The sequence below is a fragment of the Saccharospirillum sp. HFRX-2 genome (assembly GCF_043196805.1).
Taxonomy (GTDB): Bacteria; Pseudomonadota; Gammaproteobacteria; order Pseudomonadales; family Natronospirillaceae; genus Saccharospirillum.
Genome location: NZ_JBEBMU010000001.1, coordinates 407,502 through 431,200 on the forward strand (window position 1 = coordinate 407,502; position 23,699 = coordinate 431,200).

Genomic DNA, 23,699 nt, shown 5'->3' on the forward strand with positions numbered 1-23,699 from the left:
CGGAATGACGAAATCTGCCAATCGGGCTGTTGTATTCGTAAAACGCTGGGGCTTTTTGCTGCTGGTCTCGGTGTTCTTTTCCGCCATCCTCGAATTGCTCGGTTTGCCCGCTGCTTTGCTGCTTGGGCCGATGATCGTTGGCATTATTTTCAGCCTGCGGGGCAGTTCGCTGCGCATCGGTAAGCCGGGTTTTTATATGGCGCAGACTATGATTGGTTGTCTGGTCGCGCGCAGTCTCGAAGCTGATGTGGTGTTCGATTTTTTCACGCGCTGGTGGCTGTATCTGTCGGTCACTGTACTTGTGCTCGGCATTGCTGCCGCTCAGGGTTGGGTGCTGGCGCGCAAGCAGGTGTTACCCGGCACCACCGCCATTTGGGGCACGCCGCCCGGCGCGGCCTCGGTGATGGTGATCCTTTCCGAAAGCGGTGGTGGCGACCCCAGATTGGTCGCCTTTATGCAGTATCTGCGCGTGCTGTTGGTGGCGGGAACGGCCTCGGTGGTTGCCGCCATAACCGCGTCGCACTCCGGAGTTTCGGTCACCAGCGCTGCTTATTGGTTTCCGTCCTTTAATCTGATTTCACTGCTCGAAACATTGATGATCGCCGCCTTCGGTGGCTGGCTCGGTTTGAAATTAAAGATTCCGGGCGGCGCCTTGCTGACACCCTTGGCGATTGGCGGTGCTTTGTCGTTGAGCGGTGTTGTTGAGTTGGTGCAGCCGCCCTGGCTGCTGGCGATCAGCTATATGGTGCTCGGCTGGCGCATCGGCCTGGGCTTTACTTTGGCCGTGGTGCAATACGCGATGCGCGCATTCTGGCGCATTCTGTTTTCTATCTTGTTGTTGATGGCGTTGTGCGGCCTGTTGGCGGCCGGCTTGGTGTGGTTGTTCGATATCGATCCGCTGACCGCCTACCTCGCAACCAGCCCGGGCGGGCTCGACAGCGTCGCTATTATCGCCGCGTCCACCGATGTCGATGTCGGCCTGATCATGACCTTTCAGACATTGCGGTTTTTGTTGGTGTTGTTGGTGAGTCCGATGTTGGCCAGAGCGTTGGCGAAGCGGCTTTTGGAAGACGCTGAACGGGAGACGCCGAACGCTGGTTAGCGGAGCCGTTAGGCGACGCTCCGTAATTAGCGTCTTCCGTCTCCCGTTAAGCGTCTCCCATCACAAATAATCGCCCCACCTTTGCTGCAACAACGCCAGCATCACCACCGGTGCGGTTTCGGTTCGCAAAACGCGCGGCCCGAGTTGCCAGCTTTGGAAGCCGGCTTTGGTGGCAGCGCTGACTTCCAGGTCGGTGAGTCCACCTTCAGGGCCGATTAGAAAGCTGACGGTTTCGGGTGAAGCTTCAGGAAAATTCGGCTTTTCCGCGCTGGTGTGCAGCACCAGTTTCAGCGCGCTGTTTTGTGCGGCTACCCAAGTTTCCAGGCTTTGAATCTCGCCCAGTTCGGGCAATCGATCCTGCCCGCATTGTTCACACGCCGAGGCCAGCACGCCTTGCCAGTGCTGCAGTTTCTTTTCTTGCCGGTCGGCTTTGAGTTTTAAATCGCAGCGTTCGCTGGTCAGCGGGGTGATGGCGCTGACGCCGAGTTCGGTGGCTTTTTGCAGGGCGTAATCGAAGCGGTCGCCTTTGGACATGACCAAACCCAAATGCGTATGCAGTGGCGATTCGGTATGGCTGGGCAGCGCTTCGAGCACCTTGACCGCAGCGTCACGTTTACCGACCGACGCCAGTTCGGCGCTGAAGCGTTGGCCGCGACCATTGAATACTTCCAGCAGGGCGCCGTTGTTCATGCGCAGCACGCGCACCAAATGCCCAAAAGCGCTGTCGGGCAGCGCCAGCTCAGTGCCGCCTTGGTTGGCGTCGGGCAGGTAGATTCGCGGGATGCGCATTTTCAGTTACAACTCTAGTTACTGCTTTAATTACAACAGGCCGGTGCTTTCGTCCAAACCCAGGCGCAGATTCATGTTCTGCACCGCCGCGCCGGAAGCGCCTTTGCCGAGATTATCGAGCCGCGCCATCAGCATGATGCGACCGTCTTTGGCGAACACGAAGAGTTCGATGCGGTTGCTGTTGTTGCAGGCGGTCGGGTTTAAAAAGCCGCCCTCGTCGAGGTGAGATTCATCGTTCAACGGCATCAGTTGTACGAAGGTTTCGCCGCTGTAGGCCGAGGCCAGGCATTGGTGAACCTGGGCAGCGCTGCCGCCGAGCAAACGTTCGTGCAATGGCACTTCGACGATCATGCCTTGTTCGACGTTGGCGACGGTGGGCACAAAGACCGGCGCAAATTCAAAGCCGGGAATCTGCTGCATTTCCGGCAGATGTTTGTGGCTGAGGTCGAGGTTTTTCGGCCGCGCGGCAGCATTGGCGGCGTCGCTACCGGTCTTGCTTTGGTAATCGGCGATCATGGCTTTACCGCCACCGCTGTAACCGGTGATGGCGTGCACGCTGATCGGGTAATCGGTCGGCAGCAAACCGGCCTTGACCAGCGGCGTGGTCAGCAAGGTCATGCCGGTCGGGTAGCAGCCGGGGTTGGCAATGCGGTTGGCGGCGCGCAGTTGTTCACGCTGGCCGGGCAGTTCCGGCACGCCATAGACCCAGCCCGGTGCGACTCGATGCGCGCTGGAGGCATCAATGATAACGGTGCTGGGGTTGGTGATCAGCGTTACCGCTTCGCGCGAAGCGTCGTCGGGCAAACAGAGGAAAACTACTTCGGCGTCGTTCAGGTATTGCTGGCGCAGGCTTTGGTCGCGACGTTGGTCTTCGGGAATGCTGAGCAGTTCGACCTCGGGATGAGCCTCGAGCCGCTGCTGAATTTGCAGTCCTGTGGTGCCGTATTGGCCGTCGATGAATACCTTGTGTGCCATGCTGTGTTTTGCCCTGGGTCTATTACTGCAGGTTCGTTAACCAAGCTGATCCAGAATCGCCAGTGACGGTTCGGCGCGGTTCAGGGTGTAGAAATGCAGCCCCGGTGCGCCGCTGTCGAGCAGTTCGTGACATAAGGTCGTCACCACTGTCTGGCCAATCGCCTGGATGCGTTTGCTGTCGTCACCGCAGGCTTCGAGTTGCTTGCGCAACCAGCGCGGAATGTCGGCACCGCAGGCATCGGAAAAGCGGATCAGGCTCGATACGTTGGTGATCGGCATGATACCCGGCACGATCTCGATGTCACAGCCCCGCGCTCTTACTTCGCGCACGAAGTGGCGGTAGGCGTCGGCGTTATAGAAGTACTGAGTGATGGCGCGGTCGGCACCGGCTTCGGCCTTGGTAATGAAGTTCTGAATGTCGGCATCGAAGTTTGGCGCCTGCGGATGCATTTCCGGGTAGGCCGCCACTTCGAGTTTAAAAGTGTCTTGGTAATGGGTGCGGATAAAACGCACCAGATCGCTGGCGTAACGGAAGTCGCCACCGGTACCACCCATGCCCGATGGCAAATCGCCGCGCAAGGTGACGATGCGACGAATGCCGGCATCGCGGTAACGATCCAGTAATTCGACCACCGTCGCTTCCGTAGTACCAATGCACGACAGATGCGGCGCACTCGGCACACCGCGCTGATTCAACTCAATTACGGTCTGAATGGTGCGTTCCTGAGTGGAACCACCCGCGCCGTAAGTGACCGAGAAAAATTCCGGATTAACGGCTTTTAGTGCAGCGTGTTCTTCGAACAGTTTTTCATAACCGACTTCGGTGCGCGGCGGAAAAAATTCAAAGCTGACGGGGACGGAAATGGACATTGGGAAGACTCTGTCGGGAGACGCTTAACGGAAGACGCAAAACGCTAACCAGCATCTCCCGTCTCCCGTCCAGCGTCTAGCGGTTCATCAATACTTATAATCGTTCGGCTTGTACGGGCCTTCGACCGGTACGCGAATGTACTTGGCTTGCTGGTCGGTCAGGCGAGTAATAACGCCACCGAAACCGCGTACCATTTCCGCCGCCACTTCTTCGTCGAGTTTTTTCGGCAGGACTTTCACGTAGAGGTTCTTGGCTTTTTCCGCTTCCGGCAGGTCGGCAAATTTCTGTTCGTACAGATACATTTGCGCCAGCACCTGGTTGGCGAAAGAACCGTCCATAACACGGCTCGGGTGGCCGGTGGCGTTGCCCAGGTTGACCAGTCGGCCTTCGGCCAACAGGATCAGATAATCGCTGCTGTCGTCGCTGCGGAAAATCTGATGCACTTGTGGCTTCACTTCATCCCAACGCCAGTTTTTGCGCATGTAGGCGGTGTCGATTTCGTTGTCGAAGTGGCCGATGTTGCACACCACGGCGCCTTTTTTAAGCGCGGTCAGCATGTGCTGATCACAGACATTGGTGTTGCCGGTGGTGGTGACGATGAGGTCGGTGTTGCCCAGCAGTTCTTTGTTGATGCTGGCAGCGGTGCCGTCGTTGTGGCCGTCTTTGTACGGCGAGACCACTTCGAAACCGTCCATGCACGCCTGCATGGCGCAGATCGGATCAATCTCGGTGACGCGCACGATCATGCCTTCCTGACGCAGGGATGCGGCCGAACCTTTGCCAACGTCACCGTAGCCGATGACCAGCGCTTTCTTACCGGCCAACAGGTGATCGGTGGCGCGCTTGATGGCGTCGTTCAGCGAATGACGGCAACCGTATTTGTTGTCGTTCTTTGACTTGGTGACCGAGTCGTTAACGTTGATCGCCGGGACTTTCAAGGTACCTTCGTCGAGCATTTCCAGCAGGCGATGCACACCGGTGGTGGTCTCTTCGCTGATGCCGTGAATGTCGTTCAGCAGTTGCGGGTATTTCTTGTGCACCATCTCGGTCAAATCGCCACCATCATCGAGAATGATGTTGGCGTTCCAGGTGTCTTTGCCGTCTTTTTCCGAGAGGATGGTTTGCTCGATGCACCAGAGGAATTCTTCTTCGGTTTCACCTTTCCAGGCGAACACCGGAATGCCAGCGGCGGCAATCGCAGCGGCAGCGTGATCCTGAGTGGAGAAAATATTGCACGATGACCAGCGCACTTCAGCGCCCAGCTCGACCAGCGTTTCGATCAGCACGGCGGTCTGGATGGTCATATGAATACAACCCATGATGCGCGCATCTTTTAACGGCTGCTCGGCTTTGTATTTAGAGCGCAGCGCCATCAGCGCCGGCATTTCGCTTTCGGCGATGGCGATTTCTTTGCGGCCATAAGCGGCCAGGTTGATGTCGGCGACTTTGTAGTCGCTGAAGTTGGAAATATCGGTTGCTGTAGTCATGGAGCTCTCCTGTTGGAGCCGGCGCAAGGGTCGGGGGTCGCGCTGGTTTCCTGAACTGTGATTGCGATTAGAGGTTAGCGCCTTTCTTCAAAGCGTCGACTTTATCCAGATTTTCCCAGCTGAAACCGTCGCGGCCGAAGTGGCCGTAGGCGGCAGTTGGGCGGTAAATCGGTTTGAGCAGGTCGAGCATTTCGACGATGCCGCGCGGACGCAGGTCGAAGTGTTCGCGCACCAGTTCGGCAATGAGGTTTTCATCGACCTTGTTGGTGCCAAAAGTATTGATCGAAATCGACGTCGGTTCGGCGACGCCGATGGCGTAAGACACCTGAATTTCGCACTTATCGGCCAAGCCCGCAGCCACGATGTTTTTCGCCACATAACGACCGGCGTAAGCCGCTGAACGGTCGACTTTGGACGGGTCTTTACCGGAGAAGGCACCGCCGCCGTGGCGCGCCATGCCGCCGTAAGTGTCGACGATGATTTTACGGCCGGTCAGACCGCAGTCGCCCACCGGGCCGCCGATAACGAAGTTGCCGGTCGGATTGATGTGGAACAGGGTTTTGTCGTGCAGCCATTCGGCCGGCAGCGTCGGCTTGATGATGTGTTCGAGCACGGCATCGCGCAGATCGCCCAGGCTGATGTTGGGGTCGTGCTGAGTCGACAACACAACGGCATCGACCGCGACTGGCTGGCCGTTTTCGTAGCGCAGCGTGACCTGAGATTTGGCGTCCGGACGCAACCAGGGCAGGGTGCCGTTTTTGCGCAGCTTGGCCTGGCGTTCGACCAGACGGTGTGAGAAGTAGATTGGCGCGGGCATAAAGGCATCGGTTTCGTTGGTGGCGTAACCGAACATCAGGCCCTGGTCGCCGGCGCCCTGATCTTTGTTGTCAGCTTCGTCAACGCCCATGGCGATGTCGGCGGACTGTTTACCGATGGCGTTGAGTACCGCGCAGGAATCGGCATCGAAACCAACGTCTGAGCTGGTGTAACCGATGTCACGAATCACGCCGCGCACGATGTCTTCGAGATCGACATAAGTATTGGTGCGCACTTCACCGGCGATGATCGCCATGCCGGTTTTCACCAGGGTTTCGACAGCGACGCGGGCATTTTTGTCTTCGGTCAGAATGGCATCCAGAACGGCGTCGGAAATCTGGTCGGCCATTTTATCCGGATGGCCTTCGGAGACGGACTCAGATGTAAACAGGCTGTATTCGCTCATTGTGGTTCCCTCGAGCTGATGATGATTGGGTCAGGCTGCCACGGTGGCGTGACGGCTTGTGCGTTCGTGTTGTATTCCTGGCTTGCGGTACAGCTGTGTTTGCACCTGAAAGCCGTTGCGTAAGGCCAGAAAACGGCCGGTTTCGTGGACCAGACCGGCGGCAGTGGCCCACTGGTGTAGTTCATCGGGCTCGAAACCGAGCCACTGGTCGCCGCATTCGCTGTAAGCCCATTCCTGTTCGTGACGACACAGGTCGGTGACCACCAACAGGCCACCGGGGTCCATCAGTTGGGCGCATTGCTGCAGTTCCTGACCGGGCGCCGGTACGTGGTGCAAGACCATGTTATAGACCACCAGGTCGTAACGTTCGCCTTCGGCAACCAAGGCAGCGGTGTCGCACTGGCGCAGTTTGACGCCGGTCAGGTCTTCGGTCAGACCGCGCGCCTGATCGAGCATGGCGCTGGAAATATCGACACCGGTGACTGACGCAAAGCGTTCGTGCAACGCACGCAAGAACTCACCTTTGCCGGGGCCGACTTCCAGTACGGTCTGGTGGCTGGGCTGGCGCACGTTGTCGAGCAGTGCCAGAGTTTCCGGTCCGTACTGACCAAAGAGCGCTATACGTTCCTGATAGAGCTCCAGTTCATCGGCGTGACTGGCAAAAAATGCCTGGGCCGCTTCCAGCCGGGCGGCGCGAATGTCGTCGAGCTTGGTCGCCAAAGGCTGCGGCAGAGCGTAGCTGTCGAGCGTGCGAAACAGACTTTGTTGCAGACCGAGCGCGTCGGTCAGGGCGCGGCGGTAATAAATGGAATTACCTTCGCGCCGGCTTTCCACCCAGCCCTCTTTGGCGAGAATTTTCAGGTGGTGACTCATGCCGGACTGTTTCACGTCGAGCAGATCGCTGAGTTCGAGCACGCCAAAAGCACCCTGCCCCAGCACCTGTAATACGGTCAGTCGGGTCGGGTCGCCGAGGGCTTTAAAGAAGGCGGGCAGCTGCTCTAGGTTCATGGCGGCAAGACTAGCAGCGGATTATGGCTTTCTCAATGTCTATATCAAAAAATATTGATATAGATTTGGTGGCTGGGTGCCGTGGCCTGAAGCGCGGCCTTTCTGATATTATTTCGCGTCTCGAAAGTGCTGGCTGACCCTGCGCAACTTGTTAACGGGTTCATTGGCCCTGCGGTTCACTTTTGGGACACTTTATTATCGCTTTTCGGGAGCCCTTCCCGGACACGTCGCTCGTACAACAAATGAATCAATCGAGGATGTTTTGATGCCGTCACGCAGTGATCTCGCCAACGCGATCCGCGCTCTGAGTATGGATGCGGTCCAGAAAGCCAATTCCGGTCACCCTGGCATGCCGATGGGCATGGCCGACATCGCCCAGGTACTGTGGTGCGATTATCTCAAGCACAACCCGACCAATCCGAGCTGGTACGATCGCGACCGCTTTATCCTGTCCAACGGCCACGGCTCCATGCTGCATTATTCATTGCTGCATCTGAGCGGTTACGACCTCGGTATTGAAGACCTCAAACAGTTCCGTCAGCTGCATTCGCGCACCCCGGGTCACCCGGAATATGGCTACACGCCGGGTATCGAAACCACCACCGGCCCGCTGGGTCAGGGTCTGGCGAACGCCGTCGGTTTTGCGCTGGCGGAAAAAACCCTGGGCGCTCAGTTCAACCGCAAGGGTCACGACATCGTCGATCACCACACCTATGTGTTCCTCGGCGATGGCTGCCTGATGGAAGGTGTGTCGCACGAAGCGGCTTCTCTGGCCGGTACGCAAGGCCTGGGCAAGTTGATCGCTTTTTATGACGACAACGGCATTTCTATCGATGGTGAAGTGGAAGGCTGGTTTACCGATGATACCGTCAAGCGTTTCGAAGCCTACGGCTGGCAGGTGATTCCGCGTGTTAACGGCCACGACCCGGAAGAGATCAAACAGGCGATTGAGACCGCGCGCGACAACACCGATCAGCCTACGCTGATCTGCTGCAAAACCATCATCGGTTTCGGCTCCCCTAATAAAGAAGGCAAAGAAGCCAGCCATGGCGCGGCCCTGGGTGATGACGAAATCGTGCTGACCCGCGAGAAACTGGGCTGGAAACACGGCCCGTTCGAAATTCCGCAAGACATCTACGACGCCTGGGATGCGCGCGGCAAAGGTCGTAAAGCTGAATCCAGCTGGCAGGATGCGTTCAACGCCTATCAAAGTGCACATCCGGAACTGGCTGCGGAATTTGAGCGTCGCATGAAAGGCGAACTGCCGGCCGACTTTGAACAGTTTGCCGAAGGCCTGATTAAAGACATCGACGCCAAAGGCGAATCCATTGCCAGCCGTAAGGCGTCGCAGCAATCGATCGAAGCTTTCGCGCCGAAACTGCCGGAATTGTTCGGCGGTTCTGCTGACCTGGCGGCCTCTAACCTGACCTTGTGGAGCGGTGCCAAGGGCGTCAGTCAGGCTGAGCCGGATGGTAACTACTGCTTCTACGGCGTGCGTGAATTTGGCATGACCGCCATCATGAACGGCCTGGCGCTGCACGGCGGCTTCCGTCCCTACGGTGCGACCTTCCTGATCTTTATGGAATACGCGCGTAACGCCGTGCGTATGTCGGCGCTGATGAAGCAGCCGGTGATTCACGTCTATACCCACGACTCCATCGGTCTGGGTGAAGACGGTCCGACGCACCAGCCGGTCGAGCAACTGGCCTCCTTGCGTCAGACACCGAACCTGGAAACCTGGCGCCCGGCCGATACTGTGGAAACGGCCGTGGCCTGGAAAAACGCCATTGCCTCGAAGGACCATCCCAGTGCATTGGTCTTCTCGCGTCAGGGCCTGGCGCACCAAAAACGGACAAGTCAGCAGATTGCCGATATCGAAAAAGGCGGCTATGTACTGCGTGACAGCGACGGCACCCCAGCCATCATTCTGATCGCGACCGGTTCGGAAGTGGGGCTGGCGATCGACGCAGCCGACCAGCTGGCGGCGAAAGGCGTAGCGGCTCGCGTGGTTTCCATGCCTTGCACCGAACGTTTCGATGCCCAGGATGCGGCCTACCGTGAAGCGGTATTGCCGACGGGTGTTAAGCGCATTGCGGTTGAAGCCGGTATCGCCGATTTCTGGTACAAGTACGTCGGCCTCGATGGCGCCGTTCTGGGCATGACCAGCTTCGGTGAGTCGGCGCCTGCCGGCGAGCTGTATCAGCATTTCGGCATTACCGCCGATGCGCTGGTTGAACGCGCTCAAGCCATCCTGTAACAGTGCTCGTCCCGGCTTGTTCGGGACCGACCGATACCACCACCGGCCTTGAGCCGGTGGTGTTGTTTTTGGGGTAACGAAACAGCGGTTGTTATGCGATTTTGGCCAGCGGTAAGTCTTTTGCATAACAAAGTGTTTGCACTGGATCGCATTGCGGGATTCTGCGGCTGTAACACCCGTATAGCCGTGTATAATGCAGGCGTTTGTTGCACTGGGGCTTCAGGGGTTGACCGTTCGGTCAGCTATGCCTAGAGTGCTCCCAACGGTCCGGGTCGGGCCAGTTGGGCGTATGCAAAAACAACCATAACTTTAATCGCTGATAGGGGATTCTCCATGAAAGGTATGTTCAAGGTCGCTGCTGCGACGGCCGTCGCGGGCGCTGTTTTGGTGGCGGGTTGCTCATCCGATAGCGAAGAAGAGCAGTCCGCAAGTTTTAGCCCGGCTGTGATCTACGACACGGCAGGGAAGTTCGACAAGTCCTTTAACGAAGCGGTATTCCGTAACGGTGTTGAAGAATTCAATGCCGATCACGAAGACGTAACCGTCGCCGAATTCGAACCGCAGAACGAAGAGCAGCGCGAGCAAGGTCTGCGTCGTCTGGCCAGCAACGGCAACAGCCCGATCGTTGCGGTTGGTTTCAACTTCGATTCATCAATCCAAAAAGTTGCCGCTGAGTTCCCGGATACTCAGTTCGCCATCATCGACTCTGTGGTCGATCTGCCCAACGTCCAGTCCATCGTCTTTGCTGAGCACCAGGGTTCTTTCCTGGTCGGTGCACTGGCGGCCATGGCCAGTGAAAACGGTGCCGTTGGTTTCGTGGGTGGCATGGACATTCCGCTGATTCGTAAGTTCGCCTGTGGTTTCGAGCAAGGCGCCAAATACGTCAACAGCGACATTGATTACTTCGAGAACATGACCGGTTCTACACCGGCTGCGTTTGCCGATCCGGCACGTGGTTCTGAGCTGGCCAAGTCTCAAATCTCTCAGGGCGCTGATGTGATCTTCGCTGCGGCCGGTGGTACTGGCATCGGTGTTTATCAGGCAGCGGCTGACGAAGGCATCTACGCCATCGGCGTTGACTCCAACCAAAACTACCTGCAGCCGGGCACCATGCTGACTTCCATGGTCAAGCGCGTCGGTGTTGCTGCTTACCAGACCTGGGAAGAAGGCCAGGCCGGTGAGTGGGAAGGCGGCGTTAAGGTCCTCGACCTGTCTGCTGGCGGTGTTGACTGGGCTCTGGACGAATTCAACCAGGACCTGATTCAGCCGGAGTGGGAAGAAGAGATGGCGCAAATCCGTCAAGCCATCATCGATGGTGAAATCGACGTTTACGACTACACCACGACTGGCAGCTGCGACATCTGATTTTTCAGCCTTGTCGCTGAAAAGCACTCGCCACCCCGCGAGTGCTTTTTTGTTCGGCCCTGACCGGTCTTCCACCCCTGATCGGTCCGGGCCTATCCTTCCGTTAGCTAACGATTACCGGGTGACCCATGACTCCCCCCGATTCAGCTTCTGATTCTGCCATGGCAATGGCACTGGAACTGCGCGGCATCGACAAGCGCTTCGGCGACGTCCATGCCAACAAGGACATTAACCTTCAGGTTCGACAAGGCACCATTCACGGCATCGTGGGTGAAAACGGCGCCGGTAAATCGACCCTGATGAGCATCATTTACGGCTTTTATGCGGCCGATAAAGGCGATGTCCTGGTCGATGGTCAGGTGCTCGATATCAAAGATTCAAAAACGGCGATTAACGCCGGCATCGGCATGGTGCACCAGCACTTTATGCTGATTCAGAATTTTACCGCCCTGGAAAATGTCATCCTGGGTGCCGAGGATGGAATCGCCATTGAAACCAGCCTCAGTAAAGCCCGCCGCGAAATGGAACGGCTGGCCTCCGAATACCAATTGAATGTGCCTTTGGATGTGCCGGTCGAAGAACTGTCGGTCGGTTACCAGCAGCGCATCGAAATTCTTAAAGCGCTCTACCGTGGCGCCCGTATTCTGATTCTCGACGAACCGACCGGCGTACTGACGCCGCAGGAAACCGAGCATCTGTTTAAGGTGTTGGAATCGCTTAAGCAGCAGGGCACCACCGTTATTCTGATTACCCACAAGCTGCGCGAAATCATGGCTGCAACCGACGAAGTATCGGTGATGCGTCGCGGTGAAATGGTGGCGCACTTAAAAACCGCCGATACCAGTCAGGAAGATCTGGCTGAGTTGATGGTCGGCCGTAAAGTGCTGTTGCGTGTTGAAAAGGGCGAGGCTGAGCCCGGCGACGTTAAGCTGGCTGCGCGCCATATCAGCCTGACCGATGGTCAGGGTGTGAAACGTCTGAACGATGTGTCTTTGCAAGTCCGCGCCGGTGAGATTGTTGGTATCGCTGGTGTGTCCGGTAACGGTCAGTCGGAGCTGCTCGAAGCGCTGGCGGGTATTCGTCGCATCGACTCCGGCGAGCTGTATCTGAATGGCGAGACGGTAACGGCGGATACCGCCATCGACCCGGAAAAAGTCCGTCAGTTGGGCGTTGGGCATATTCCTGAAGATCGCCACCGTATGGGGCTGATCAACACTTTTTCCGCCTATGAAGCCTTTGTGCTGGGTTATCACCGCGATGCCAGCTATAACAGCGGCGTGCTGATGAGCCAGAAGGCGATGATCGATGATTGCCAGGCCAAGATGGCAAGCTGGGATGTTCGACCGCCGGACCCTTTCCTGAAAACCGCCAACTTCTCCGGTGGTAACCAGCAGAAACTGGTGATTGCCCGTGAAGTGGAGCAGGGCCACGATGTGATGCTGATCGGCCAGCCGACACGCGGTGTCGATATCGGCGCCATCGAATCCATCCACAAGCGGATTCTGGAAATGCGTGATGCTGGCAAGGCGATTTTGCTGGTGTCGGTGGAGCTCGATGAAATCCGTTCACTGGCCGACCGCATTCTGGTGATGTTCGACGGCATCATTGTCGGCGAAGTACCGGCCGACAAAGCCGATGAACGCACCCTGGGCCTGATGATGGCCAACATTGTTCCCGATGAAATCAAAGCGCTTCAGGCGGAGGCTTCAGCATGAGTCAGCAGCGTATTCCCGCCTGGATTACCGTAGGCGTTATTCCCCTGGCCAATATTCTGATCGCTGCGGTTGCTGCCGGTCTGGTGTTTTTGTACCTGAACATCAATCCGTTCGAGGCGCTGCAATCGATGTTTTCCGGTGCCTTCGGCAGCGGTTACGGTCTCGGTTACACCCTCTATTACATGACCAGTTATATCTTCACGGCGCTGGCGGTGGCGGTCGCCTTCAAGTGCGGCATGTTCAACATTGGCGGTGAAGGTCAGGCTTATATTGGTGCCTTGGGTGTGGGCTTGGTGTGTCTGGCGCTCGGCGGTCATGTTCCTTTTATTGTGCTGTTGCCGATCAGCATCATTGCCGCGGCTGTGTTTGGCGCGCTTTGGGCGTTGATTCCGGCGGCGCTGCAGGCCTATCGCGGTTCGCACATCGTGATTACCACCATCATGTTTAACTTCATCGCGGCGTCGTTGATGAATTACCTGCTGGTGTATTTCCTCAAGCCGGTGGGTACCATGTCAGTGGAAAGTGCGGTCTTTGACCGTGCCAGCTGGATCCCGCAGATGCATGAAGTCTTTGCCTTCTTCGGCATTCGCATCGCCGCCTCACCGCTAAATCTGTCGATTATCTGGGCGCTCTTTGTGGCGTTCGCGGTCTGGGTGTTCCTGTGGCGCACCCGTTGGGGTTACGAAATCCGTTCGGTTGGCAGCAACGCCAGCGCTGCGCGTTACGGTGGCATCAGCATTTCCCGCGTCACCATTCTGACCATGTTGGTGGCCGGTGCTTTGGCCGGCTTTATGGCGCTGAACGTGGTGCAAGGTCAGGCGCACCAGATCAAGCTCAACCTGGTTAACCAGATGGGCTTTACCGGCATTGCCGTGGCCTTGATGGGGCGTAACCATCCGTTCGGCATTGTGCTGGCGTCGTTGATGTTTGGCTTTTTGACCCAGGGCGGCAGTGAGTTGCAGTTCGAATATTCCGTCGATGCGCGCATCGTGGTGGTGCTGCAGGGTCTGGTGATTCTGTTCTCCGGCGCGCTGCAACATATGATGAAACATCCGATTGAACGGCTCTATCTGAACTACGCGCGGCGACGTGATGTCAAAGCCGATGATCAACATCCAGCGGAGGCCTGATCATGGAACTGTTTAACAGCATTATCGTGATCCTCGACGCCACCTTGCGTAACGCCACACCGCTCATTTTTGCGGCTCTGGCGGGGATGTTTTCTGAGCGTTCCGGCATTGTGAATATCGCTTTGGAAGGCAAGATTCTGGTCAGCGCCTTCTTCGGTGCATCCGCGGCCTACTATTTCGGTTCGCCCTGGATGGGTCTGCTGGCGGGTGTGTTGTCGTCCATCGTCTTCGCCCAGCTGCACGCCTTCGCGACCGTGACCCATAACGGCGACCACGTGGTTTCCGGTCTGGCGATCAATATTCTCGCCGCCGGTTTGACCGCCGCCATCGGTAACTACTGGTTCCGCCAGGGTGGTAATACGCCCAACCTGGCTTTTGGCGACGTCCACGCCCGCTTTACGCCCATTACGCTGCCGTTTGCCGATCAACTGGCCGATGTGCCCATTATTGGCGGTATCTATTCCGAGCTGATCAGTGGTCATTATTTGCTGGTTTACCTGGCGTTCGCCGCCGTACCGCTGTGCTGGTATATCCTCTTCCGCACTCGCTTTGGTTTGCGCGTGCGTGCTGTGGGTGAAAACCCTCATGCTGTCGATACGGCAGGTATTTCGGTTGCCAAGACGCGTTATCTGGCGTTGTTGATGACCGGTATTCTGGTCGGCTTTGCCGGCGTTTATTTGTCGGTTGCGGTGACCGCTCAGTTCTCGCCCAACATGAGCGCGGGTAAAGGCTATATGGCGCTGGCGGCGTTGATTTTCGGTAAGTGGCGTCCGCGCACGGCGATGCAAGCCTGCCTGTTGTTCGGTTTGCTCGAGGCCATTGCTATTCGCAGCCAGGGTGCTGTCTTACTGGGTGTGGAAGTGCCGGTGCAACTGGTTGAAGCCACGCCTTATATCCTGACCGTAGTGTTGCTCGGTGGCTTTATTGGCCGCTCGGTGGCGCCCAAAGTGATCGGCGAGCCGTACGTTAAAGAACGCAGTTAACACGATAATAAGCGCCCGCCTGCAGGCGGGCCGATCATAAAAAACGGACGGCTGGACCGTCCTAGCGAGATGCTCATGAACACCATTCCCAGCCTCGACCTGAGCCGTTTTGATACCCACCCCGATGACTTCGTCCGTGAAATGGGCGAGGCCTATCAGGCCTGGGGTTTTGCTGGCATTACCGGTCACGGTATTGATCGCTCCGTCGTTATCGATGCGCTGCGCGCCTCGGAAAAGCTGTTCGCTCAGCCCGACGATATCAAGATGCAGTACTTCAAAGACAACGGCGGCACCCGCGGCTACACCCCCTTTGGCACCGAAATCGCCAAAGATGCCGAGCACGTCGATCTGAAAGAGTTCTGGCATGTCGGCCGTGACATTGCAGGCAAAGCGCCACATAAAGACCTGACACCCAATGTCTGGCCTGCCGAAGTACCTGAATTCAAGACCGCCATGCTGCGACTGTATTCGGAGCTGGATGCGTTGTCGGTAACCTTGTTGCGCGCCTTCGCGCTCTTTATTGGTGAAGATCAGCATTACTTTGATAACAAGGTTAACCACGGCAATTCCATTCTGCGGCCGCTGCATTACCCGCCGATCACCGACCCCAATTTGCCCAATGTCCGTGCCGGTGCGCACGAAGACATCAACCTGATCACCTTGCTGGTTGGTTCCGAGCAGGAAGGTCTGGAAGTGTTGAATAAGCGCGGCGAATGGGTTGGCATCTCGATGATTGAAGGCACCATCATCTGTAATGTCGGCGATATGCTGCAGCGCCTGACCAATCATGTACTGCCCTCGACCACGCACCGGGTGGTGAACCCCAAAGGTGATGCCGGTAAGGTGTCGCGCTACTCCATTCCCTTCTTCGTGCACCCCAATCCGGGCACCTCTTTGGATGCCTTGCCGCAGTGCGTGACCGAGGATAACCCCAAGCGTTATCCACCGATCACCAGCGACGAGTATCTGATGGAGCGACTGCGGCAGATTGGTCTGATTAAGTAAAACCCAGCCAGGGCCGGATTGAACCGGCCCTGTTGCCATTGAATCCCTGCGCGCGCTCGCCCATATTGGATGGCATTGGGAACGCTTATCGAGGCACTGCATGCCATCCATCAAACACGTCGCCATCACCGGCGGTACGCACGGCAATGAACTGACCGGCGTTTATCTGCTCAAGCATTGGCGCAATAACCCCGAACAGGTTTGTCGGGACAGCTTTGTTACTGAGTTGCATCTGGCCAATCCCAAGGCGAATGGTCACAACCGTCGTTATCTGGATCAGGATCTGAACCGCCAGTTTGGTTGGGATGATCTGAACGATCATGAGTTGTGCGGTTATGAGCAAAACCGGGCGAAATCGCTGAATTCATTGCTTGGCCCAAAAGACGAACCCCGGGTCGATTTTGTGCTCGATCTGCACACCACTACCGCCAATATGGGCGTCACTCTGGTGATTAAATCGGAGGATCCCTTGGTGACCGGCATGGCGTTTTACGCCAAACAATGCATGCCGGAAGTGACCTTGTTTTATGAGCCGGCGCAGCGGCTGGAAGATAATTTTCTGATTTCACTGGGCCGCAAATATGGCCTGCTGATTGAAGTCGGGCCGGTGCCACAGGGCTTGTTGCGCTGGGATGTATATCAGCAGACTGAGGCGGTGACCGGTCATTGCCTGGATTATCTGGATGCGGTCAACCGTGGGGAACCGCCCGAAGTGGCGACGTCAATGCCGGGTTTTCAGTTTGTGCGCAAGGTGCAGTTGCCGGAAAACGAGCGGGGAGAAATTACTGCCATGGTGCATCCGAATCTGCAGGATGCTGACTATCAGCCGATTAAGCCGGGCGATCCGCTGTTTATCACCCTGGATGGAGAAACCTTGCCTTACGACGGTGAAGAGATGTTATACGGCGCCTTTATCAACGAGGCGGCCTATTACGACCGCCACGTTGGTTTGAGCTTGATGCGTCCTTGCACCATAGAGCGCGGGTCACAGCCAGATTAAATCTGCCCGAACTGGAAACTCAGCACCACGGATGCACCGGACAGGTCGTCGTCGCTGACGCCATCCAGATCGGGGTCGGTGGTCAGCCGATAGGCGCCACCGATACCCACTTCCAGAAAATCGGTCAGATTCACTTCCGCGCCGACAGAGACTTCGCTGGCCAGAAAGCTGCCGTTGTCTTCGTCGGTACCATCACTCAGAGACACCGATCCCGCACCCAGCAGTAGCTTGGTTTCAACATGCACGACCGCATCCGGCCGATGGGTGTAGCCGATCAGCAAACCGCCGTAACCCATATCCAGCGTTTGACCGTTACCCCACTCCGGCTCGTTAATCAGGCCATAACCGGCGCCACCGATCAGCAATGAATGCACGCCGGTGGTAAAGGTGCCGGCGCCTTCGCCGCCGAGCATAATGGCGGTTTCATCGCCCAACTGACCGTATTTGACCAGCGGACCGCCGTAGCCGCCGGAGCGGGCGTTCTGCATATCGATCAAGGCATCCTTGGCAAAGGCAGGCAGACTGAGCATTGCCACCAGGGGTAAAAGGATCAGTGCACGCATTGATATATCTCCATAACAAGGCAGGGGCCGGACTGAGCTTATCTTGCCGGCAATTGGCAATCAGCCCAGTGGTAAAAGTCACGATGAGGAGGAATCGCTCAATTTGGCTTCCAGTTCTTTCAGCTGGGTTTCCAGTTCAGCCAACTGTGTCCGGGTGCGTTCCAGCACCGCTTGCTGAGCGTCAAACTCGTCGCGGCTGACGACATCCAGTTTACTCAGTTGCGCTTGCACCAGGCTGCGCAAATTGGTGCGCAAGTCGTCACGCGCCTGCTGTCCCTGACTGAACAGGGCACTGGCCTGACGACTGATTTGGTCGAGCATATCTTCGGGTAATTTCATGGCACCTCCGTGCTCCAAAACAGGGCTGGAAATAGCAGCAGACGCCGTTGCCAGCCTCACCAGATGGAGACTTGATTCAAATTTCTGTGGCAATGATGGCAACGCTATCAGCGCTAACCTCGTGATTTTCAGGCCCTATCCCGTCTTTGAGCAAATAGTGTGCACTGACGGCGCACAGCTTTTGTGCGCTGCACTGATTTTGTGCGCATAACGCTCAATCCTTGACCCGACATTTACGTAAATCCTTGATTCATCGCATTGACCGGAGTTGGCACGGGCTTCGCTTTACCCCCTCGCACACGATTCCAATCGCAGCCAACCGTTGCGTTGGACATTGTAACTCGGGTGATTTCCGGTAGCACTGGCTGCGACGGGCGATCCCCTCGAGCCGGCGCTGTCAATTCAGTGCAACGGTGGAACGGAAAGGAGTGAACAAAAATGAAACTCGTATCAGCCATTATCAAGCCCTTTAAGTTGGACGACGTCCGCGAAGCGCTGTCTGAAATCGGCGTACAGGGCATCACCGTAACCGAAGTAAAAGGTTTCGGACGTCAGAAAGGCCATACCGAACTCTATCGGGGTGCGGAGTATGTGGTCGATTTCTTGCCCAAAGTGAAAGTAGAAGTCGGTGTTTCCGACGAACTGCTGGACCGGGCAATCGAGGCCATTTCCAAGGCCGCCAACACCGGCAAGATCGGTGACGGCAAGATCTTTGTAACCCCGCTCGAACAGGCCATTCGCATTCGTACCGGCGAGACCGGCAACGACGCGATCTGAGCAAAAAATAAATAGCAATTGGAGACAAGGGTGATGCAGAACCAAATTTTTGAACTGCAATTTGCCATGGATACGTTCTATTTCCTGATCTGTGGCGCATTGGTCATGTGGATGGCCGCTGGTTTCGCAATGTTGGAAGCTGGCTTGGTCCGTGCCAAGAACACGACTGAAATTCTGACCAAAAACGTCGCGCTGTATGCGATTGCCTGCACCATGTACCTGATCTGTGGTTATCAGTTCATGTACGGCGGCGGCTGGTTCCTGTCAGGTGTTGAGACAGTGGCCAACTTCAGCGTTGAAGGTGCTTTGGCGGCTTCTGAAGAGGCTGGTTTTGACGGCGGCTCTGTTTACTCAGGCGCCTCTGACTTCTTCTTCCAGGTGGTGTTCGTGGCAACAGCCATGTCCATCGTTTCCGGTGCCGTGGCCGAACGTATGAAGCTGTGGGCCTTCCTGGTCTTCGCTGTGGCCATGACTGCAGTCATCTATCCGTTCGAAGGTGGCTGGACTTGGGGCGGTAACGAAGTCTTCGGCATGTACTCGCTGAGTTATTCTGACTACGCCGGTTCCGGTATCGTTCACATGGCCGGTGCTGCTGCTGCTCTGGCGGGTGTTCTGCTACTGGGCCCACGCAAAGGCAAATACGGCAAGAATGGCGAAATCAACGCCATTCCAGGTGCCAACCTGCCGCTGGCGACTCTGGGTACCTTCATCCTGTGGATGGGCTGGTTCGGCTTCAACGGTGGTTCTACCCTGAAACTGGGCGGTATGGCCGTTGCCAACGAAGTGGCTAACGTCTTCCTGAACACCAACGCTGCTGCGGCCGGTGGTTTGATCGCCGCGCTGATCGTCGCTCGCCTGTGGTTCAAGAAAGCTGACCTGACCATGGCCCTGAACGGCGCTCTGGCCGGTCTGGTTGCGATCACTGCTGAGCCGGCTGATCCGACTCCGCTGCTGGCGACCATCATCGGTGCCATCGGTGGTGTGATCGTGGTGTTCAGCATCGTTGCTCTGGATAAACTGAAAATCGACGATCCGGTCGGTGCCATCTCTGTGCATGGTGTTGTCGGTCTGTTCGGTATCTTCGCGGTTCTGTTGAGCGACAGCGATGCCACCTTCGGCGGCCAGCTGGTGGGTGCTCTGACCATCTTCGTCTGGGTGTTCGGCGCTTCCTTGATCGTCTGGGGCGTTATCAAGGCGGTTATGGGTCTGCGCGTCAGCGAAGAAGAAGAGTACGAAGGCGTCGATCTGACCGAATGCGGTATGGATGCCTATCCGGAATTTACTGCTGCCAGCAAATAAGCTGCAGTAACTGAGCCGCAAGGCTCGTCCGAGTGAAGGCCCCATTTGGGGCCTTTCTTTTTGGGCCGTTGTTGTCGATGGAGCATTCTATTTTGTCGCGCTATCTGCATGGTTTATGCTTGAGGTGGGTCGTGACTACCTCCGAGGGAGAGTGCTATGAAACTCGTAACCGCAATTATCAAGCCCTTTAAACTCGACGATGTGCGTGAAGCCTTGTCTGAAGTGGGTGTACAGGGCATCACCGTGACTGAAGTGAAAGGCTTTGGTCGCCAAAAAGGCCACACTGAGCTGTATCGTGGCGCTGAATACGTCGTCGACTTTTTGCCCAAAATCAAAGTTGAAGTCGCTACCGATGACAACAAATTGGAAGCCGTGATCGATGCGATTTCCAAATCAGCCAACACCGGCAAGATCGGTGACGGCAAGATTTTTGTGGCAGCGCTGGAGCAGGTGATTCGCATCCGTACCGGTGAAACCGGCGAAGATGCTGTGTGACTGAGCTGTTGTTCAGCGAATAAAAAAACCCGTCCATTGGACGGGTTTTTTGCATCTGACATTGGCTTAACTGGTACGCGAACGCCGTGCCGCCCAATAGGCCGGCAGTTGGAAGCAGATAAAGCGAATGGTCAGGCCGGCCGCTGAAGCAAACAGATAGCCCGCTACATAAACCGGGCCGGTGACCTTCACCAGAGCGCCGCCAATGATGAAGTCCATAAACATCATCGCCGCCAGGCCAAAGGCGTAACCGCTGATCAGATAGCGATGGCCGTTGCGAAACAGAAAGCCAAGTACCATGCCAACAGCAGCAAAGCCAATCAGCAGTTGCATTGGTGACTGAGCAAATTGGGCACCCAGTTGCGCCATCATAAAAAGGCTAACGCCCGCTAAAGCCATGCGTTGTACGTTCGGGTTCATTGGCTGTCCTGTTGTATTGTTATTATCGTCTGGCCGAGCTTAGCGCTGGCTGGGGTCGCCTCAATGCGACTTTGGTCGTGCACCGCCGATCAGTCCGTGCTTGCGCAGTTGGCTGCGAAATTGATGGTAGGTCAAACCCAGCGACTCCGCAGCCTTGCCTTGATGGCGTTCATGGCGCTCCAGCGCCGCTTCCAATAAGCCGATTTCAAAACGCGCCACCTGATCATTGAAGCTGCCTGCGGTCAGCGAGACTTCGGCGGCAGCGTTACCCGGTCGCCAGGGTGAATCGAAGGGATCGAGCACCAGGCGGTCAATGGCTTCGTTCTCATCACCCCAACGATACAAACTGCGTTCAATCACATTCTTCAGCTCGCGCACATTGCCGTGAAAAGGATGTTGATTCAGCGCCGCCAGCGCTGCCTCACTGAAACCAGGAAACATCGACCAACCCAGCTCGCTGCTCATCTGGATGGCGAACTGTTCGGCCAGCAGTTGCACATCACCCTGGCGCGCGCGTAAGGGCGGTAGGGTCAGCACATCGAAGGCCAGGCGATCGAGCAAATCGCTGCGAAAACGACCCTGAGCGGCCAGTGACGGCAGGTCCTCGTTGGTGGCGGCGACAATACGCACATCAACCGTCAGCGTTTTCTGGCCACCCAGACGCTCGAACTCACCGTACTCAATCAGCCGCAACAGCTTCTCCTGTAAGGGCGCCGACATATTGCCGACTTCATCGAGAAACAGCGTGCCTTCATGAGCGCGTTCGAAACGGCCGATGTGGGTGCGATTGGCGCCAGTGAAAGCGCCCGGTTCATAGCCGAACAAATCGGCGTCGAGCAGGCTTTCACTGATGGCGGCACAGTTCACCTTAATCAGCGGTTGTTGCCAGCGTGATGACAGAAAATGCAGCCGTTCAGCGACCAGTTCCTTACCCGTACCGCGCTCGCCAATCACCAGGACCGGCCGGTGCAGCGGTGCGAGTTCCGAGGTTCGGTCCAGTAAATCGGCTAACACCGGGCTTTCGCCGAGCAGGCGTTGGGGGCTGCGGTCACTCATCTCTGGCTCATGGATGGTTAGGATTTTTCGAGTTTAAAATTTTTAGCTGATTAGACCAATGGCATTAGTCATTTTCGCTAAATATCATATCGGTGTGGGCTGTATTTTTCTAGAAAATATAATAAAAACAATGGGTTATAAACTTGGCATGAATGCTGATATAGCCTCAAGGTGTGTCGACAAAGGACATCCTTATGATCCCACTAAAAGAACGGACACCGCTGTATATGGTCATGATTACCCTGGGCAGCGCCTTGGCGGCGGTGACGCAATGGTGGATCGGACTGGTCAGCTTTGCATTGGCATTCGGCTTAATTGAAGCCGTTGGTCGCGGATTTAAGCGCTTGCTGCCGGTCAGCAAGCGCCATCATTAACGAGGAGACTAAGATGGGTATTTTTTCCCGTTTCACCGACATCATTAATTCCAACCTCAACGCTTTGCTCGATCGCGCTGAGGATCCACAAAAGATGATCCGCCTGATCATCCAGGAAATGGAAGAGACGCTGGTGGAAGTGCGTTCCAGCTCAGCGCGGGTCATTGCCGATCGCAAAGACGCCGAACGACGCCTGGCGCGAGTGCGCAAAGAAGTCGATGACTGGGAAGCCAAAGCCAAACTGGCGCTGGAAAAAGATCGTGAAGATCTGGCGCGCGCAGCGCTGGCGGAAAAGCAAAGCCTGGTCGACGAAGCCGACATTCTGCAGCGCGAATGTGAAGCGCTGGACGATCATCTAAGCCAGTTGTCCGAGGAGATCGGTCAGCTGCAGTCGAAGCTTAACGACGCCAAGGCGAAGCAGAAAACCCTGGTCATGCGCCAGCAAACCGTGACTACCCGGATGAAAACGCGTCGCCAACTGCATCGAGAAAACTTGCAGGATGCCTTCGAGAAGTTCGAACATTACGAGCGACGCATGGACAGTATGGAAAGTGAGCTCGAAGCACAGGACTTGGGACGCGGACGAGATCTGGCCCAAGAGATCGACAGCCTGGCCGAGAACGATGCCGTCAATGCCGAACTGGAACGCCTCAAGGCGGACCTGGAGAAGACTAACAAAGGCTAAGGCGACAAGGAGCCAAGCATGCACTTTTTTCAATTCATGTTCGTGCCCACCATTCTGTTCATCGTCATTGTGATGCCGATGTGGCTGTTCATGCATTACCGCTACAAGAATCGGGTGCATGCCAGTTTGAATGCGGACGATCAATCATCGTTGGATGAGTTGCTGCGCACCCTGGATCAATTAAACGAGCGGGTGGCTGCGTTGGAATTGATCCTCGATGAACGCAGCCCGAATTGGCAGCGAAAATCCGAATAACAGGAGCCGTCATCATGGCGTATCAACATCGAAAAAAAGAGGGCCTCGGCTTTTGGGCGCGTCGTCGTCAGGGCTTCGGCATGAACCTCTATCGCAATAAACGGGACGGCTGGATCGGTGGTGTTTGTGCTGGTCTTGCGGACCACTTCAATATTGAACCCTGGGTGGTGCGGCTGGTCGTATTCGGCAGCTTTTTCTTCTTCAATATGCTGACGGTCTGGGCCTATCTCGGTGCCTGTATTGTGATGGCACCGCGCCCAAAGGGGCCGGTTGAGCAGGAATATCAGTATGATGAAAACCTGCATACCGACCGGCCGCGTAATCTGTTTCGTTATCGCAGTGCACCGCCGGGCGAACGTCTGAAGCGTGCACGTCAGCGACTGGATGAGACGCTGGGCCGGGTCGAAAACATGGAGCGTTACGTCACTTCACGTCGTTATGAATTGGATAAAGAGTTCTCCAAAATCCAGGACTAGCACTCTGATATACTCACGGCCGGGTTTTGCCCGGTCGTGTTGTTTTTGTCA

Annotated in this window: 25 protein-coding genes; 15 read left to right on the plus strand and 10 right to left on the minus strand. The window is 56.4% G+C overall.

Annotated elements, in window-relative coordinates:
* The first annotated feature begins 4 nt into the window (after positions 1–4).
* A complete protein-coding gene (locus ABMA60_RS02070) occupies positions 5–1,102 on the plus strand; it encodes an AbrB family transcriptional regulator (protein ID WP_392797965.1) in 1,098 nt (365 codons plus the stop codon).
* 60 nt (positions 1,103–1,162) lie between these two features.
* On the opposite strand, the gene ABMA60_RS02075 is transcribed toward ABMA60_RS02070, so the two are convergent.
* The 6 genes from ABMA60_RS02075 to ABMA60_RS02100 form a co-directional block, all read right to left on the minus strand.
* A complete protein-coding gene (locus tag ABMA60_RS02075) occupies positions 1,163–1,891 on the minus strand; it encodes a 16S rRNA (uracil(1498)-N(3))-methyltransferase (RefSeq protein WP_392797968.1) in 729 nt (242 codons plus the stop codon).
* Between the two features lie 30 nt (positions 1,892–1,921).
* Positions 1,922–2,866 carry an N-acetyl-gamma-glutamyl-phosphate reductase gene (gene argC / locus ABMA60_RS02080; protein ID WP_392797970.1) on the minus strand — a complete coding sequence of 315 codons (945 nt, stop codon included), beginning with the start codon at positions 2,864–2,866 and terminating at the stop codon, positions 1,922–1,924.
* 36 nt (positions 2,867–2,902) lie between these two features.
* Positions 2,903–3,736, minus strand: coding sequence for a methylenetetrahydrofolate reductase [NAD(P)H] (gene metF, locus ABMA60_RS02085; RefSeq protein WP_392797973.1), 834 nt, complete (start codon positions 3,734–3,736; stop codon positions 2,903–2,905).
* A gap of 87 nt (positions 3,737–3,823) precedes the next feature.
* Positions 3,824–5,224 carry an adenosylhomocysteinase gene (gene ahcY, locus ABMA60_RS02090; RefSeq protein ID WP_392797975.1) on the minus strand — a complete coding sequence of 467 codons (1,401 nt, stop codon included), beginning with the start codon at positions 5,222–5,224 and terminating at the stop codon, positions 3,824–3,826.
* Between the two features lie 67 nt (positions 5,225–5,291).
* The gene (gene metK, locus ABMA60_RS02095) at positions 5,292–6,446 is read right to left on the minus strand and encodes a methionine adenosyltransferase (protein WP_392797978.1); all 1,155 of its coding nucleotides are present in this window, start codon (positions 6,444–6,446) and stop codon (positions 5,292–5,294) included.
* A 30-nt stretch (positions 6,447–6,476) separates the two neighbouring features.
* Entirely contained in the window at positions 6,477–7,454 is a 978-nt protein-coding gene (locus ABMA60_RS02100; RefSeq protein ID WP_392797980.1) for a metalloregulator ArsR/SmtB family transcription factor, read from the minus strand.
* A gap of 265 nt (positions 7,455–7,719) precedes the next feature.
* Between ABMA60_RS02100 and tkt the strand changes: the two genes are divergently transcribed.
* The 7 genes from tkt to ABMA60_RS02135 all read left to right on the plus strand — a co-directional run bounded on the left by tkt (position 7,720) and on the right by ABMA60_RS02135 (position 16,909).
* A complete protein-coding gene (tkt, locus tag ABMA60_RS02105) occupies positions 7,720–9,711 on the plus strand; it encodes a transketolase (protein ID WP_392797983.1) in 1,992 nt (663 codons plus the stop codon).
* 333 nt (positions 9,712–10,044) lie between these two features.
* On the plus strand, positions 10,045–11,076 hold the full coding sequence (locus ABMA60_RS02110) for a BMP family protein (protein ID WP_392797986.1): 1,032 nt from the start codon (positions 10,045–10,047) through the stop codon (positions 11,074–11,076).
* 161 nt (positions 11,077–11,237) lie between these two features.
* Complete coding sequence (locus tag ABMA60_RS02115; protein ID WP_392797989.1) at positions 11,238–12,791, plus strand: ABC transporter ATP-binding protein; 1,554 nt, start codon at positions 11,238–11,240, stop codon at positions 12,789–12,791.
* Complete coding sequence (locus ABMA60_RS02120) at positions 12,788–13,921, plus strand: ABC transporter permease (RefSeq protein ID WP_392797992.1); 1,134 nt, start codon at positions 12,788–12,790, stop codon at positions 13,919–13,921. The genes ABMA60_RS02115 and ABMA60_RS02120 overlap by 4 nt, the downstream gene beginning before the upstream one ends.
* A gap of 8 nt (positions 13,922–13,929) precedes the next feature.
* On the plus strand, positions 13,930–14,904 hold the full coding sequence (locus ABMA60_RS02125) for an ABC transporter permease (protein WP_392800400.1): 975 nt from the start codon (positions 13,930–13,932) through the stop codon (positions 14,902–14,904).
* Between the two features lie 75 nt (positions 14,905–14,979).
* Positions 14,980–15,909 (plus strand): isopenicillin N synthase family dioxygenase, encoded by a 930-nt coding sequence (locus tag ABMA60_RS02130; protein WP_392797995.1) that lies wholly within the window; start codon positions 14,980–14,982, stop codon positions 15,907–15,909.
* 100 nt (positions 15,910–16,009) lie between these two features.
* Positions 16,010–16,909: an aspartoacylase gene (locus tag ABMA60_RS02135; protein WP_392797999.1), complete on the plus strand. Its 900-nt coding sequence runs from the start codon at positions 16,010–16,012 to the stop codon at positions 16,907–16,909.
* Here ABMA60_RS02135 and ABMA60_RS02140 read toward each other — a convergent pair.
* Together ABMA60_RS02140 and ABMA60_RS02145 are read right to left on the minus strand one after the other, a co-directional pair.
* Positions 16,906–17,472, minus strand: coding sequence for a hypothetical protein (locus tag ABMA60_RS02140; protein WP_392798002.1), 567 nt, complete (start codon positions 17,470–17,472; stop codon positions 16,906–16,908). The two genes, ABMA60_RS02135 and ABMA60_RS02140, sit on opposite strands and share 4 nt — an antisense overlap.
* A gap of 78 nt (positions 17,473–17,550) precedes the next feature.
* Positions 17,551–17,811, minus strand: coding sequence for an accessory factor UbiK family protein (locus ABMA60_RS02145; protein WP_392798005.1), 261 nt, complete (start codon positions 17,809–17,811; stop codon positions 17,551–17,553).
* A gap of 438 nt (positions 17,812–18,249) precedes the next feature.
* Between ABMA60_RS02145 and glnK (ABMA60_RS02150) the strand changes: the two genes are divergently transcribed.
* From glnK (ABMA60_RS02150) to glnK (ABMA60_RS02160), 3 genes are all read left to right on the plus strand, one after another.
* Complete coding sequence (glnK, locus tag ABMA60_RS02150; protein WP_108124296.1) at positions 18,250–18,588, plus strand: P-II family nitrogen regulator; 339 nt, start codon at positions 18,250–18,252, stop codon at positions 18,586–18,588.
* Between the two features lie 33 nt (positions 18,589–18,621).
* The gene (locus ABMA60_RS02155; RefSeq protein ID WP_392798009.1) at positions 18,622–19,887 is read left to right on the plus strand and encodes an ammonium transporter; all 1,266 of its coding nucleotides are present in this window, start codon (positions 18,622–18,624) and stop codon (positions 19,885–19,887) included.
* 156 nt (positions 19,888–20,043) lie between these two features.
* On the plus strand, positions 20,044–20,382 hold the full coding sequence (glnK, locus tag ABMA60_RS02160) for a P-II family nitrogen regulator (protein ID WP_108163795.1): 339 nt from the start codon (positions 20,044–20,046) through the stop codon (positions 20,380–20,382).
* Between the two features lie 66 nt (positions 20,383–20,448).
* Here glnK (ABMA60_RS02160) and ABMA60_RS02165 read toward each other — a convergent pair whose 3' ends face one another.
* Positions 20,449–20,802 (minus strand): hypothetical protein, encoded by a 354-nt coding sequence (locus ABMA60_RS02165; protein WP_392798013.1) that lies wholly within the window; start codon positions 20,800–20,802, stop codon positions 20,449–20,451.
* Positions 20,803–20,862: 60 nt separating this feature from the next.
* Positions 20,863–21,858 carry a sigma 54-interacting transcriptional regulator gene (locus ABMA60_RS02170; protein WP_392798016.1) on the minus strand — a complete coding sequence of 332 codons (996 nt, stop codon included), beginning with the start codon at positions 21,856–21,858 and terminating at the stop codon, positions 20,863–20,865.
* Between the two features lie 194 nt (positions 21,859–22,052).
* On the opposite strand from ABMA60_RS02170, the gene ABMA60_RS02175 reads away from it, so the two are divergent.
* The 4 genes from ABMA60_RS02175 to ABMA60_RS02190 are packed head-to-tail and all read left to right on the plus strand — an operon-like array spanning position 22,053 to position 23,648.
* A complete protein-coding gene (locus ABMA60_RS02175; RefSeq protein ID WP_392798019.1) occupies positions 22,053–22,232 on the plus strand; it encodes a hypothetical protein in 180 nt (59 codons plus the stop codon).
* A gap of 13 nt (positions 22,233–22,245) precedes the next feature.
* On the plus strand, positions 22,246–22,917 hold the full coding sequence (gene pspA, locus ABMA60_RS02180; protein ID WP_392798022.1) for a phage shock protein PspA: 672 nt from the start codon (positions 22,246–22,248) through the stop codon (positions 22,915–22,917).
* A gap of 18 nt (positions 22,918–22,935) precedes the next feature.
* Positions 22,936–23,172, plus strand: a complete 237-nt coding sequence (gene pspB, locus ABMA60_RS02185) for an envelope stress response membrane protein PspB (RefSeq protein WP_392798025.1) — start codon at positions 22,936–22,938, stop codon at positions 23,170–23,172.
* A 14-nt stretch (positions 23,173–23,186) separates the two neighbouring features.
* Positions 23,187–23,648 carry a PspC domain-containing protein gene (locus ABMA60_RS02190; protein WP_392798028.1) on the plus strand — a complete coding sequence of 154 codons (462 nt, stop codon included), beginning with the start codon at positions 23,187–23,189 and terminating at the stop codon, positions 23,646–23,648.
* The last annotated feature ends 51 nt before the right edge of the window (positions 23,649–23,699 follow it).

Excerpts from the sequence above, each read along its gene's own strand:
- ABMA60_RS02120 (WP_392797992.1), top strand. The coding sequence starts at position 12,788 with ATGAGTCAGCAGCGTATTCCCGCCTGGATTACCGTAGGCGTTATTCCC.
- pspA (WP_392798022.1), top strand. The coding sequence starts at position 22,246 with ATGGGTATTTTTTCCCGTTTCACCGACATCATTAATTCCAACCTCAAC.
- argC (WP_392797970.1), bottom strand. The coding sequence starts at position 2,866 with ATGGCACACAAGGTATTCATCGACGGCCAATACGGCACCACAGGACTG.
- ABMA60_RS02165 (WP_392798013.1), bottom strand. The coding sequence starts at position 20,802 with ATGAACCCGAACGTACAACGCATGGCTTTAGCGGGCGTTAGCCTTTTT.
- ABMA60_RS02100 (WP_392797980.1), bottom strand. The coding sequence starts at position 7,454 with ATGAACCTAGAGCAGCTGCCCGCCTTCTTTAAAGCCCTCGGCGACCCG.
- metK (WP_392797978.1), bottom strand. The coding sequence starts at position 6,446 with ATGAGCGAATACAGCCTGTTTACATCTGAGTCCGTCTCCGAAGGCCAT.
- ABMA60_RS02110 (WP_392797986.1), top strand. The coding sequence starts at position 10,045 with ATGAAAGGTATGTTCAAGGTCGCTGCTGCGACGGCCGTCGCGGGCGCT.
- ABMA60_RS02075 (WP_392797968.1), bottom strand. The coding sequence starts at position 1,891 with ATGCGCATCCCGCGAATCTACCTGCCCGACGCCAACCAAGGCGGCACT.
- glnK (WP_108163795.1), top strand. The coding sequence starts at position 20,044 with ATGAAACTCGTAACCGCAATTATCAAGCCCTTTAAACTCGACGATGTG.
- ABMA60_RS02175 (WP_392798019.1), top strand. The coding sequence starts at position 22,053 with ATGATCCCACTAAAAGAACGGACACCGCTGTATATGGTCATGATTACC.
- ahcY (WP_392797975.1), bottom strand. The coding sequence starts at position 5,224 with ATGACTACAGCAACCGATATTTCCAACTTCAGCGACTACAAAGTCGCC.
- ABMA60_RS02190 (WP_392798028.1), top strand. The coding sequence starts at position 23,187 with ATGGCGTATCAACATCGAAAAAAAGAGGGCCTCGGCTTTTGGGCGCGT.
- ABMA60_RS02135 (WP_392797999.1), top strand. The coding sequence starts at position 16,010 with ATGCCATCCATCAAACACGTCGCCATCACCGGCGGTACGCACGGCAAT.
- ABMA60_RS02070 (WP_392797965.1), top strand. The coding sequence starts at position 5 with ATGACGAAATCTGCCAATCGGGCTGTTGTATTCGTAAAACGCTGGGGC.
- metF (WP_392797973.1), bottom strand. The coding sequence starts at position 3,736 with ATGTCCATTTCCGTCCCCGTCAGCTTTGAATTTTTTCCGCCGCGCACC.
- ABMA60_RS02130 (WP_392797995.1), top strand. The coding sequence starts at position 14,980 with ATGAACACCATTCCCAGCCTCGACCTGAGCCGTTTTGATACCCACCCC.
- ABMA60_RS02145 (WP_392798005.1), bottom strand. The coding sequence starts at position 17,811 with ATGAAATTACCCGAAGATATGCTCGACCAAATCAGTCGTCAGGCCAGT.
- ABMA60_RS02155 (WP_392798009.1), top strand. The coding sequence starts at position 18,622 with ATGCAGAACCAAATTTTTGAACTGCAATTTGCCATGGATACGTTCTAT.
- ABMA60_RS02115 (WP_392797989.1), top strand. The coding sequence starts at position 11,238 with ATGGCAATGGCACTGGAACTGCGCGGCATCGACAAGCGCTTCGGCGAC.
- ABMA60_RS02140 (WP_392798002.1), bottom strand. The coding sequence starts at position 17,472 with ATGCGTGCACTGATCCTTTTACCCCTGGTGGCAATGCTCAGTCTGCCT.
- tkt (WP_392797983.1), top strand. The coding sequence starts at position 7,720 with ATGCCGTCACGCAGTGATCTCGCCAACGCGATCCGCGCTCTGAGTATG.
- pspB (WP_392798025.1), top strand. The coding sequence starts at position 22,936 with ATGCACTTTTTTCAATTCATGTTCGTGCCCACCATTCTGTTCATCGTC.
- ABMA60_RS02170 (WP_392798016.1), bottom strand. The coding sequence starts at position 21,858 with ATGAGTGACCGCAGCCCCCAACGCCTGCTCGGCGAAAGCCCGGTGTTA.
- glnK (WP_108124296.1), top strand. The coding sequence starts at position 18,250 with ATGAAACTCGTATCAGCCATTATCAAGCCCTTTAAGTTGGACGACGTC.